Source organism: Tolypothrix tenuis PCC 7101, assembly GCF_963874875.1.
GTDB classification, from domain to species: domain Bacteria; phylum Cyanobacteriota; class Cyanobacteriia; order Cyanobacteriales; family Nostocaceae; genus Aulosira; species Aulosira tenue.
On the sequence record NZ_CAWNJS010000001.1, the window covers coordinates 5149627 to 5162352 of the forward strand.

The window sequence follows — 12726 nt, forward strand, 5'->3', positions numbered from 1 at the left end:
ACCAGAATAGTAGACAATTCATTGTGTCTAGTAGTTTATTGATTATTAGTGAAACTTGATCAACAGAATGATTGACCAAGACATTATCAAACGATATGCAGACCGGGAAAGAAATTTTCAACACCTTAATTTAAGCCAGATTTTTTTGCAAGGTGTCGATTTTAGTAATGTTGATTTTAGTTATGCTAACCTCAGTAGTGCTAATCTTAGTGATGCTAATTTAAGTTTTGCCAAGCTAATTTGGACAGACTTGAATCGAGCCGACTTTCAAAAAAGTAATTTAACTCAAGCAAATCTGTCGAATGTGAGTTTATTGTGGGCAAACTTGAGTCATGCTGTTTTAGCTAAAGCGAACTTAACAGGCGCTCACTTAAGTTACGCCCAGCTAGATCATGTGTACTTACAAGATGCAAATCTAACGGAAATCAATTTAGAAAAAGCTTGTTTAATTAAAGCCGACTTAACAGGGGCAAATTTATTTAGAGCTAGCCTCAAAGCAGCAGATTTCACTAATGCTATTTTGGAGCGTGCCAATCTTTGCCAATGTAATGGCGAAGGCGCTATTTTATATGGTGCTTGTTTACGAAAAGTTGATTTAGAAGGAGCACAATTACAAGATGCTATTTTAAAAGGTGCCGATTTAACTGAGTCCGATTTAATAAATATAGATTTGAGTAATGCAGATTTGAGTGATGCCGTTTTACGTCAAGTTGCCTTAGAATTAGCTTCTTTATTTAATGCAGATTTGAGTGATGCTGACTTAGGATTAGCTTCTTTATTTAAAGCTAACTTAGAGGAGGCAGTTTTGAATGGTGCAAATTTGAGTGATAGTGATCTAAGGCATACAAATTTCACAAATACTAAATTAGAAGGGGTAAATTTTTCCGGTTCTCGTGTTAAGGGAGCACAATTTACTGATGCAATTGGATTAACTCCTCAACAAAAGCAATGGCTGAAAGAAAATGGAGCATTGAATATTCCTGATTTGGAATAACAATTTTAAGTCTTAATTCTCATAGCTATTGTTTTAATAAACTTCTGTCTTATATATCGATATTTTGGCTTAAATAGTCGAAAAAATATGAGCTTGAAATGTTTCTGGCTTTAAAAACAGATGAATAGCATAGAAGAAATTATTGCCACGACTGAAGCATTAATTGTTAATAAAACAGGAAAATCTCTATCGTTTATTCAGAAAGCTATATTGTCGGCATCTCTCTCAGAAACTAAAAAAAATTATGCACAAATTGCTTTAGAAAACAACTATTCCGAAAATTATATTAGGCGAATGGTTGCTCCCAAGCTATGGCAATTACTTTCTGAGATTTTTGGTGAGAAAATTAATCGGACTAATTGTCGTGCTGTACTCGAGCATCAATTAGATGTGAAATTTTCTCAAACGACATTCAAGCATATAGAAAAGCCACAGAAGATAGATTTGGAACCTCCAGAAGGACAAGTTCCTCTTGCTTCTAGTTTTTATATTGAACATAGTTTAGAACAGACATGTTATGCAGAAATACTGCGGCCTCGTGCATTTATTCACATCAAAGCGCCGCGCAAGATGGGCAAAACTTCTTTGATGACTAGAATTATTGGTCATGGCATTTTACATCATTATCAGACAGTAAGGTTAAGCTTACATAGTGCTGAAACAGAAGTTTTCACCTCATTAGAAAAATTTTTACGTTGGTTTTGCGCTAATGCTACCTACCAATTAGGAATCGCATCAAAGCTAGAGGAATTTTGGAATCAGGATATGGGAGCTTTGATGAACTGTACTATCTACTTTCAAAAGTATTTATTACAAGAAATATCCAGTCCCATTATCTTAGCATTGGATGAAGTCAATAAATTGTTTGAGTACCCTCAACTGACCCGTGATTTTTTAGGTTTACTGCGCTCATGGTATGAAGAAACTAGAGATATATCAATTTGGCAGAAATTACGCTTATTAATTGTCACGTCCAGCGATATTTATATTAATTTAGATATTAATAATTTTTTATTTAACGTAGGCTTGACAATTGAATTACCTAGATTTACAACATTACAAATAGAGGATTTAGCTCAACGTCATAAACTTTACCTTTCTACTTTAGAGTTGGAAAAAATCATGGCGCTTACTGGAGGATTTCCTTACTTAGTACGGCTATTATTTTATCATAGTGTCCAATCTCAAATCACGGTAGAAGATTTACTCCAGAATGCTACTAATGATACTGGAATATTTGGCAACCATTTACACGAGCAATTAAATTTTTTAATTCAAAGCTCCAATTTAATTAACAGTTTTGAGGAAGTTATAAAATCATCATTACCAATTACTTTAGAACAACAAACTGCATTGAAACTAAAGAATTTAGGATTAATTCATATAGATAATAAACTTGCAAAAGTTAGTTGCCTTTTATATAAAAATTATTTTAGCGATTATTTTAGAAAAAAGTTTGAGGTAAAGGAGAAAAATAGCAAGTTAAAGTATATTAGTAGTAAGCAGAAATCTTGGAGTAAAGTTAGCTCCTAAAAATATTTGATAATCTTTTGTAGCTGATATCAGATGCGTTACGCTATCGCTAACGCATCCTACGCAAGCATAAAAATTTGGAAAATCAATGTTTTTTAGCTATGAATAACTAAGGAATTGCTATTTTAAATTGATAATTATTTAACGTAAAAATCGAATTGTTACAGGATAGCGATAATGCTTACCTTTATAAGCTTTCATTGCGGCAAAATTAACTAAGAATAATTGTAATATTATCATTAATGCAGTTAATCCCAGCCATAACAATAATAAAATATCTAAAACTGTTTTAATTTCTTGTCCAGTACTATTATTAATCAATGCTATACCAAACATTGTTAACATAATTAATAAGGATAAGATAATCACAATCAGAATATACATTGTGAGCGAAATTTGAAAATTTAAAGCTTCTTTACCCTGAAAATCAATCCAAGGAGATTTAAATTTATTGAAGCGCCAAATTATCAGGGGAAATAAAATATTTAAGGGTAAATACAAAGGAATTCCGAGAAATACCAAAAAGAATAATAGCATCCAAGCGAATAAAGCCGAGAGATGACAAAACATTGCCCAGACGCGTATTTGCTGCTTTGGTTTTTCTCTCATGACTTTTTATTTATAGATAAATTGAGGAAATAATTCTCCATCCTAGTATCTATAAAAAAAGCCAAACCAAAATTTAAAATTTGAGTATTTCGCGGTCATAGTTTTCTGGGAGAGGTTCTATTTCCCAGACTATACCTTCGCCTGGTTCTAGAGCAACTTCTACAAAGAGTTGTTCTACAGCATTTGTGGCGATATCTTCGTTGTTAGGGAAAGGTTGTAAATCTTCAGTGAGTAGTCGCAATTTAAAACCGCCGGGGATAGCTGCACCTACTGTGGCGTTACGCAATTCAAACCGCCAAATAACTTGATCTCTTTCGCCTTGGGGTATAACTAAAAGTTCATAAGTTTGACCTGCGATCGCTAACAGCCGAGACAAGATAGAATCTGCTGGTGTTTCTTCCGCACCTCTACCACCAAAACTCAATTGCAAATTCAATCTTCCCCAACCAATAGTTTCCGCAGCTTGGGAAACGCCACTTTGCAACCATTGCAATACTGACCACTGTTCTGGTAGTCCCAAACGTTGTTGATATAAGCTTTGTCGCCAACCACCATGTTCAATTAACCCCCCCCAGACTTGAAACGGGATAGCTAACCGGGGTGTGACGACTTCCGGCTTTCCCAGGCGAGTAATCAAGTTTTGGGCTTGTGGTTGTGGTAGGGTGGGCAGAGGTGAAATAGCAGCGCGTGTAATTGCTTGCGGGCAAAGTTCTTGGGTAAGCGCTAACACGCTAATATCATGGATAATTTCAATCGCATCTACAGCATAAGTGCGATCGCCTGCATCATAATTACCCCGATTCTTCAGTTGTTCGTGGGTACAGTAACCCCAAACCCTAACGTAGCCTTCATCTGGTTCTACTTGCACAGCTAAATAGTAATCACCAGCCCAAGTAGTTAAATCCACCCATTCTTGGGGAACCCGCAATTCGCTGTCATCAATATTTTCACTGGGAACCAGAATAAATCTCGTTACGTCCACTGCAATAGCGGTTCCATTTACCAGTTCCCAAAAACTGGGTAAAACAGTGGTAGTTGGCCAGACCTTTGCCTGTGATGTAAATTCCTCTTGTATCCAAGGCAAGACTGCACTCAGGCAAAGTTCATTAATATAACCTTGATAGCGCGAAGTGGGGTTAGAAAAATATGAACTCCGAAGATCCGCCAAATTTTGATTTTTAGCCGGAATTTCTAGAAGTAAATCAGTGGAATTGGCAAAAGAAAATGTTGTCATGGCGGTTTCTCTGAAAAGTTGTTATGTGGTCATTGGTCATTGGTGTTTGTGAGAGGGAACAGGGAACGGGTAACGGGGAACAAGGTATTCTTTTGAATTTTGAATTTTGAATTTTGAATTGATTTGTCCCCAATCCCTAAACACCGTAGTAACTTTGTAACCATTCCTCCATTAATGTACTCATACTTTTGAGTAGGTCGGGCGTAATGGAAATATGCAAGGTATCTTGACTCCAATTTGCTAAAGATTTAAGCAAATTTTCTCTAGCCTTTGTCAATCGCCGTGATACTGTATATTGCTTCATTTCTAGTTGCTTGGCGATTTTATCTTGATTGAGTCCTTGAGCATAATATAGTTGCACAATCTGTTGTGCTTCTGGTTCTAATTGTGCGATCGCAGTCACTAAAATCTGATTAATTTCGCTTTGTTGAGAAGTTCTGGTTTGTTCTTCTTCTTGGGTAATAATTTCTTCAATTAGGGAGGGTTGTTGATTTCCTGGTAGGTTATCTAATAACTCCCATGAATTATCTCCACCTTGGGCAACATTTAGAGATTCGGGGGTGGGATAAAGGTATTTACGTGCAGCTTTGGCTGCTGTTAGCAACCATTTCTCTATAGTTGGAATACTAATTTGTTGGTTACTTTGAGAAGTATAAGCTGTAGCGATCGCTTCCCAAATGCGATCGTCTGGTCGAGACAGCTTGCGGGAAGTTCCGGTGGTAGTGGGGACATAAAAGGTTTTAAAAACATTCCACGCCAGGATATAAGCACGAATTTCGTCCGCAGATAAGCCAGCACTTTGCAAGGCTTCCTGCAACCGCTTTTGGGAGATTTTGCGTAACAGTCCCCAATCGGTACAGATATCAACTTCGTGGCGTTGGCGTAAAGTTTCGCGGATTGCACTCGCAAACAAAGGCCCAGCATAGTTTTTTAAGGTAAAACCTTGGCTGGGGTTAAAACCTTTGAGGACGCGATCAATTTGGGCGATCGCAACTTGAAAACAGTCTGATAATTGGAATTGGGTACTGGCGAAACCGTGAACGGTTTTTTGAGATACCCAATAGCAGGTTTCTTGCAAGTAAGCAGCCAGATGTTGCTTCGCCAACGACTGAGATTCAGGAAGCTGCCAAAACTTATACCAATAAAGCGCCCAAAAAGATTCTGAAGTTTCTTGGGGTGTGCGTTTGACGCAACCTTGTATACTACTACGCAATCTTGATTCTGTCGCCCAATGACCGAAGCGATCGGCATCGAATTGCACAAAAGTTGAAAAGATTTCAATGATGTTTTGCCGAGGGTGCATAAAAAACTCGAGGCCTACCTAAAGAAGTAGTGAAGGCGTTAAATACCAATTCACAAAAATCAGGTTAAAGATTAAAACACTAAAACCTCGATTTTGTCAAAATTTCGTAATTACGAATTATGAATTGCTATCAAACTGCCTCAACAAACTTTACTACACCGAATCATTATTATGTTGAGACTGTCATTGAAATCTTTAGCACTAGGTACAAATTCTTAATCCTGCAACCATTCGTCTTACTGGTGCATGGAGTGAAAAGTGGCGTTAATTTGAGAAATTTTAACCGCAGATACACGCCGATATTGATTTGATATTTCTAGCCAATCCCAAAATTAAATTACTACTAATCATGGAGTACAAATAAAATGTTAAAACGTTCTTTGATGATTGCTGCTTCTAGTGTTGCTTTAGCGGCTGCTGTTGCCAGTCCTAGTTTAGCTGCACCTGCTGATTTTGTGGGTACATGGGTAAATAAAGATAATAATACTCGTGGTGTGACTCGCTTAGTTATTACTTCTGCAGGTAGCAATAAATTAAATATTCAAGTGTTTGGTAAATGTCATCCTACAGATTGTGATTGGGGAACTGTACCAGTTGTAACCTATGGTTTAAATGTGCAAGATACAAACCATACCTATGGAACAGCTAACTATACCAAAGGTTTTTCTAATACCTTATTGACATTAGACCATGCTGGCTCTCAAATCATGTTGCAAGGCTTCACTCAATTTTTAGATAATAGTGGTCGCCAAAATTATTATTCCCGCGACTACTTTCAAAGAGCACCTAAAGTAAAGATTCCAGTGGGTTTACCAATATCACCCATTCAACCAAATAGGTAAGGAATAGGGTAAATACTTGTTTTAAATTTACCCAATAAATGCCTGGTGTAGGGTGTGTTATCGCTTGAGCATAACGCACCCTTAATTATTGATTGGTAGAGTGAATTTATGCAACTATTGTTAATAGTTAAAGCTTGTTGATGATAGCAACCTTTAAGCGCTTAATGCATAAGGTACATCTACCTTTGTATGTTTATTGAGATAGTTGACAAATAATTGTTTCAACTGAGGACTTACACCAGCGTGTTCAAAGAATCCAAAACCCAGACTCTTCGCTTTCATTAAAGTTTGCTCTGGAGTTAATCCTTCTTGAATTGCTACACTCAACAATGCAATTCCCGTTGAGCGCATAGCTGCGGCACAATGTATGACGGTGGGTTTAGGAAGCTGGTCTAATGTGGTTAGGATTTTAGTAATTAGCTCTTCATTTAAATTTTCTAGCTTCAGGGGCACATTGACATAATGTAGCCCTAATTCTTCCACTACTTTTTGCTCATCCTTTAAAAATCCTAATTCATCAGGCGATCGCAAATTCAAAACCGACCGAAAACCCTCTTGCTTGGCTTGCTTTAGCTGGTGTGGTACGACTTGTCCTGTTGTTGTCAAATGATCGTTAATCCGTATAGCGTTGATCACGTTCACTCCTTTGAACTGTAAATAGTACTTTTGCAACACGAAGAGTGAGGATTCCACAGAGAATCCCCGTGACTCAGATTTTTTCAGCAGTCTAATATCTGGTTATTGAGTCGGGTATAAGAAGCTATGCAAATCAGCAAACCAAATCCAGCAAATATTTACGCATTCCGATTTACGGCTGTGAAATTTGCTTTCTTAGGTTACTTTTATTTTTGGTTTTAAATACGCTTTGCCGCTAGACTTACCGTATTTAATAATTATACATATTTCCGATAGATTTACGAGAGTTTATAAAAAATATTCTTCTATAATAGACAAACTGCTGCTTCAGACTTTTGAATAGTTCGCCAGAGTCCAAAGTCAAAAGTCCAAGTTAACTTTAAAGGCTCAGGAATTTCCTAGAAAGTATGGTTATCGTTTGCAAACGCCGTACTCGTGCTGCTTATAGGGTTATACAGTTCAGATAAGATCATTATTGATGGATTTGTCAGTTGTGAAAACAGCTAGCTCAATTGGGGGATTCTCCCCCAAACCCCCGATTGGGTGACGGTTGCGTCCCCCAAACCCCCTCCAAAAACAATACTTGTCGGTTAAGGGTAAAAGGGGAAGGGGAAAAGGGGCAAGAAAAACCTTTAACCCTTACCCTTTCACCTTTTCCCCAAACCAAATTCCGAGTTGAAAATCCTTAACCGAGCAGTATTGCCCCCAAAAATTATTGTTTTTGTCGTCAATTTATTTTTTAACTGAACTGTATTGGCTTATAGGGTTATGCGAATCATCAAAGAAGCGATCGCCAATTTAAATTAGCGATCGCAATACTACAAGGGATAGCGTTTTGAACTCAAAATTGGTTTTGGGGAAAAGGTTAAGGGTTAAAGGTTTTTTCTTTCCCTTGAACCATTCCCCTTTTTACCCTTAACCGACAAGTATTAATAGCGATCGCTTCTTTGAATGCAGAACTAAATTCTACTCGTCACTACTAAGCTTTGGGCTTGTAAGTGGAAGCCACGTGCAATTCTTTTAACTGTTTTGCATCAACGCTAGAAGGCGCATCAGTTAACAAGCAACGGGCTTGTTGTGTCTTCGGAAAAGCAATGACATCACGAATCGATTCTTCCCCTGCTAGCAACATCACTAACCGATCTAAACCGTAGGCGATGCCACCATGCGGCGGTGTACCATATTCAAAGGCTTCCATCAAAAAGCCGAATTTATTTTGGGCTTCTTCCGGTGACAACCCAATGGCTTCAAATACCTGTTCTTGAACTTCTCGCTGATAAATCCGCCGACTACCACCACCAACTTCAAAGCCGTTAAATATTAAGTCGTAGGCTTGGGCGCGGGCTGTTTTTAAATCATCTAAGTCATCGGGGTGGGGTGCGGTAAATGGGTGGTGTAATGCTTCCAAGCGTTTTTCGTCAGCATTCCACTCAAACATGGGGAAATCGGTAATCCACAGCAAATTGATTTTATCTGGATCTATTAACGCAAATTCTTTAGCGATCGCTTGTCGTAATCTATCTAAAGTTTTGTTAACGGTAACTGCATCACCAGCCCCAAATAGCAGTAAATGGCCTGCTTTTGCGCCTGTACGTTCTAATATTTCCTGTTTTTGTTCAGGGGTGAGGTTATCTTTAATTGCACCGATGGTATCAATTTCGCCGTTTTCTCTAACGCGGATGTAAGCTAAACCCTTCGCCCCAGCTTCGCTAGCTTCTTTAAATAAGTCTCCGCCTGGTTTAATACGGACATTAGAAATCGCATCGTTACCGTTGGGAATCGGTAGGATTTTCACAATACCACCGTGAGCGATCGCATCGCGGAAAACTTTAAAACCGGAATCTTTCAACACATCGGAAACATTCACTAGTTCCAAACCATAGCGGGTATCTGGTTTGTCACTACCGTAGCGTTCCATCGCTTCAGCGTAGGTAATACGCGGGAAGGGATGGTGTAACTCAATTCCTTTAACGGTTTTGAAGATGTAAGAAACTAACTTCTCGTTGAGTTCGATAATTTCTTCTTGAGACATGAAACTCATTTCCATGTCTAACTGGGTAAATTCTGGTTGTCTGTCAGCGCGTAAGTCTTCATCGCGAAAGCAACGAGCAATTTGATAATATCTGTCCAAACCAGATACCATCAGCAATTGTTTGAATAATTGTGGTGACTGCGGTAAAGCGAACCATTCACCAGGGTTAACACGGCTGGGGAGAATGTAATCCCGCGCCCCTTCTGGGGTAGAACGAGTTAGTACGGGGGTTTCAACTTCGATAAAACCTTCCACATCTTCCAAGTAACGCCGCATAGCTTTCACAACTTGATGACGCAACTGAATATTTTGCGCCATACGTTCCCGGCGTAAATCTAAATAACGATATTTCAATCGCAATTCTTCCCGCACGTTTTCAGTGTCAGCTGTGGAAACTTGGAAAGGTAACTGTTTCCTCACACTGTTCAGTAAATTAATCTTCTCGGCGTAGATTTCTACCTCGCCTGTGGGGATGCGGGAATTGAGGGATTCGTCGGGACGTTGTGTCACTTTACCAGTGATTTCCACAACATATTCATTCCGGATACTATTAGCCTGTTCATAGGAATCCGGGGTACGTTGCGGATCGCTAACAATCTGGACAATACCAGAGCGATCGCGTAAATCTAAAAATATCACGCCCCCATGATCGCGGCGACGGTCTACCCATCCATACAAGGTAACAGTTTCTCCAATATGTTCTTTTCGGAGCGCGCCGCAATAGTGAGTTCGCATAGTAGTTAATTGTGTTCTTCAGCTTCTAGATGGGCAGTAAAATGTCAAAGCTTTCCCATTATCTAGCATCAATAGTATCTAATTGAAGTCAAGATGGCATATTATCTGTTGAATCTTGAGTTGGGGTCAATAGGAGGACAAGGGGCAGGGGGCAGGGAGCAGGGGGAAAGGTGAGGTTCTGAACTCGGAGTGTCGAGTAAAAAGGTGGAATTATCGCCTTTTGAACTCGGACTGTCTTATTTTGAACTCAGAGCGTTGAGTAAAAAGGTGAAATTATCACCTTCCGAACTCAAATTATCGGGTTCTATCTTCGCCCATCTGTATTTGCTTAAAGACAATTTTGTAGGGTGTGTTACGGCTATGAAAGAATTTGGGACTTAGAGACAATGAAATTTAGCCGTAACGCACCGCCGCGTGGATGGTGCGTTAGGCGCTAGGATAGTTATTTCATGGCAAATCATATCGAAAATAAGCGCCTAACACACCCTACATCCATTCTATGTTTACTTTATAAATAGCCTGTTAGCCCCATTTATATTGCCTTCGAGAAATGCTTTTCTTTGATTCTCATGTGATTATCAAAGATGACGGCAATATTTCTTACCAGCAATCTGCCAATGTCTGTAACTAATATGTAATTTTTTGATAAGCTTACCAGTCCATCGGCTTCTAGAGGTTTTAACATCTCTAGCTCATGGGCAAAGTATTCGTCAAAACAAATGTGATATTTATCTACGATGTCTTGCTTGTGCAATTGAAAATGCGACATAATACCCATGATGACATCACGTCTAATAATGTCATCTTGAGTTAATTTAATTCCTTTACTCAATGGCAATTTACCAGTGGAAATTGCCTGATAATATTCTTTTAATTGTTTGTGGTTTTGGAAATACGCATCTTCTAACATACTAATAGATGTCGCTCCAAAACCAAATAATTCTGTTTCGGCGTGGGTGGTGTAGCCTTGAAAATTACGCCGCAGAGTGCCATTACGTTGCGCGATCGCTAATTCATCGTTAGATTTAGCAAAATGATCCATACCAATGAACAGATACTCATTATTTGTGAGTTCTTCAATGGTCATTTTCAGAATATCTAGCTTTTCCTGTGGCTTCGGTAAAGCTGCTTCGGGAATATTTTTCTGTGCAGGTTTAATCCAGGGAATATAAGCAAAGTTAAAGACCACAATTCTGTCTGGGTCTAATTTTATAGTCTTTTTCACTGTTTCCCTAAAGCTCTGCCGAGTTTGATAGGGAAGACCATAAATCAAATCTACATTTACACTTTCAAATTCTGCTTCCCTGATCCAACTCATGACATCAAAGAGCATTTCTTCCGGTTGGATACGATTAATCGCTACTTGTACTTCGTGATTAAAATCTTGAATGCCAAAGCTAATGCGATTAAATCCTAATTCCCTAAGAAATAAAATGTAATCTTTATCTACATAACGGGGGTTGATTTCAATGGAGATTTCTGCTTTTGAGTCAATAGTAAAATGTTGAGTAATATGTTTCCACACAAACTCAACTTGCTCGCGGTCTAAATAATTAGGTGTACCGCCACCCCAATGAATTTGCAAAACTTGGCGGTCAGAATCAATTAAAGCGGCTGTTTGTTTAATATCTTGAACTAAATATTCTAAGTAAGGTTTGGCAATATTCTTATTGTTAGAAATTACCGTATTACAGCCGCAAAAATAGCACGCAGTCTGACAAAAAGGAATGTGGAAATACAAAGACAGGGGAGTTTTACGTTGATTCGAGGCTGCGATCGCATTTTGTAAATCGGTGGTGGTAAATGCTTCGCTTAACTCAGTAGCAGGCGGATAACTGGTGTATCTAGGTACTGGAGCATCATACTTTTGGATCATCTCCAAATCAAATTTGACACCAGGTAAGAGAAAGACCATTAAAACCTCCGGGGGGGGACTGGGGATTAGGGACTGGGGAACTCGGGGCCCCCTCTGGGGATAAGGGGTAATGGGGATTGGGGATTGGGGACTGGGGAGATGAGGGAGAATTATTTTCACTCTTGACCTTTCACCCTTGACCCTTCACCCTTCACCCTTTAATTAGTTAGGCTGTTAAATAAGGGTTGACCGATGGCTTGAATTAAATTCGCCTCAAGGACTTGTACCATTTGCATATTCAAATGAAAGGCATTGTTAGCTTCTGCGACAATTCGGTCAGAGGTTGCATCATCGATGGGTAATGCATCCAACGCCTGACGGTATTTGTGTTTAAATGCCGTTTTATCGGGGATTTGGTCAAAATTATAAAAATTTGTACCTTCGTAGCCAGATAATTGCAAAGTTGATTGAGCAATTTTTTGCAACATCTGACCACCAGAAAGGTCGCCCATGTAGCGTGTATAGGCGTGCCCTAACAATAGGGTAGGTTCAGTAGCAGATAATTCCCGAATTCTGGCGACAAATGTTTGAGTGGCAGTTGCAGGAGCAATTTGCTTTCGCCATTGCTTTCCATAGTAAAACATCATGTCCTTTTCTAGAGCAGCTTGCCGATTCAGTTCTGGAAAATAAACAGCTGCGATCGCCTGATTGTTAACATTAGTTACAATTGCCGCTTCTAGTTCGCTGTAGACGAAATACAAATTACTCAAAAACTTCGCAAAGCAGTCTCTATCTACAACTCCTTTGAGAAAACATTTCATAAAGCCTACATTTTCTGCTGCTGTATGAGCTTTTTCAGTTCCAGAGCGTAGTTTGACAGCTAAATTGCTACTCATTTTGTTTCCTTAATTTCAAGCGCCAGATTTCTGCACAGCCACCGACTCAGGATGTCT

10 protein-coding genes are annotated in these 12726 nt (G+C 38.9%); 3 read left to right on the plus strand and 7 right to left on the minus strand.

Annotation, left to right across the window (positions count from 1 at the left end; all coding sequences use genetic code 11):
- Positions 1–67 precede the first annotated feature (67 nt).
- Both AACU25_RS20335 and AACU25_RS20340 read left to right on the plus strand, forming a co-directional pair.
- The gene (locus AACU25_RS20335) at positions 68–994 is read left to right on the plus strand and encodes a pentapeptide repeat-containing protein (protein ID WP_096578716.1); all 927 of its coding nucleotides are present in this window, start codon (positions 68–70) and stop codon (positions 992–994) included.
- A gap of 120 nt (positions 995–1114) precedes the next feature.
- A complete protein-coding gene (locus AACU25_RS20340) occupies positions 1115–2527 on the plus strand; it encodes an AAA-like domain-containing protein (RefSeq protein WP_096578718.1) in 1413 nt (470 codons plus the stop codon).
- Positions 2528–2668: 141 nt separating this feature from the next.
- Here the strand turns inward: AACU25_RS20340 and AACU25_RS20345 are convergent, their stop codons facing one another.
- From AACU25_RS20345 to AACU25_RS20355, 3 genes are all read right to left on the minus strand, one after another.
- Entirely contained in the window at positions 2669–3136 is a 468-nt protein-coding gene (locus tag AACU25_RS20345) for a DUF4870 domain-containing protein (protein ID WP_096578720.1), read from the minus strand.
- A gap of 73 nt (positions 3137–3209) precedes the next feature.
- Positions 3210–4370 carry a DUF1822 family protein gene (locus AACU25_RS20350; protein ID WP_096578722.1) on the minus strand — a complete coding sequence of 387 codons (1161 nt, stop codon included), beginning with the start codon at positions 4368–4370 and terminating at the stop codon, positions 3210–3212.
- Positions 4371–4506: 136 nt separating this feature from the next.
- Positions 4507–5673 (minus strand): sigma-70 family RNA polymerase sigma factor, encoded by a 1167-nt coding sequence (locus AACU25_RS20355; protein WP_096578724.1) that lies wholly within the window; start codon positions 5671–5673, stop codon positions 4507–4509.
- Positions 5674–6038: 365 nt separating this feature from the next.
- On the opposite strand from AACU25_RS20355, the gene AACU25_RS20360 reads away from it, so the two are divergent.
- A complete protein-coding gene (locus tag AACU25_RS20360; protein WP_096578726.1) occupies positions 6039–6515 on the plus strand; it encodes a hypothetical protein in 477 nt (158 codons plus the stop codon).
- Positions 6516–6668: 153 nt separating this feature from the next.
- On the opposite strand, the gene AACU25_RS20365 is transcribed toward AACU25_RS20360, so the two are convergent.
- From AACU25_RS20365 to AACU25_RS20380, 4 genes are all read right to left on the minus strand, one after another.
- Positions 6669–7151: a protein tyrosine phosphatase family protein gene (locus AACU25_RS20365; RefSeq protein ID WP_096583904.1), complete on the minus strand. Its 483-nt coding sequence runs from the start codon at positions 7149–7151 to the stop codon at positions 6669–6671.
- A 979-nt stretch (positions 7152–8130) separates the two neighbouring features.
- Entirely contained in the window at positions 8131–9918 is a 1788-nt protein-coding gene (aspS, locus tag AACU25_RS20370) for an aspartate--tRNA ligase (protein ID WP_096578728.1), read from the minus strand.
- A gap of 532 nt (positions 9919–10450) precedes the next feature.
- Entirely contained in the window at positions 10451–11833 is a 1383-nt protein-coding gene (gene hemN / locus AACU25_RS20375; protein ID WP_096578730.1) for an oxygen-independent coproporphyrinogen III oxidase, read from the minus strand.
- Between the two features lie 158 nt (positions 11834–11991).
- Entirely contained in the window at positions 11992–12669 is a 678-nt protein-coding gene (locus tag AACU25_RS20380; RefSeq protein ID WP_096578732.1) for a biliverdin-producing heme oxygenase, read from the minus strand.
- Positions 12670–12726: the final 57 nt, after the last annotated feature.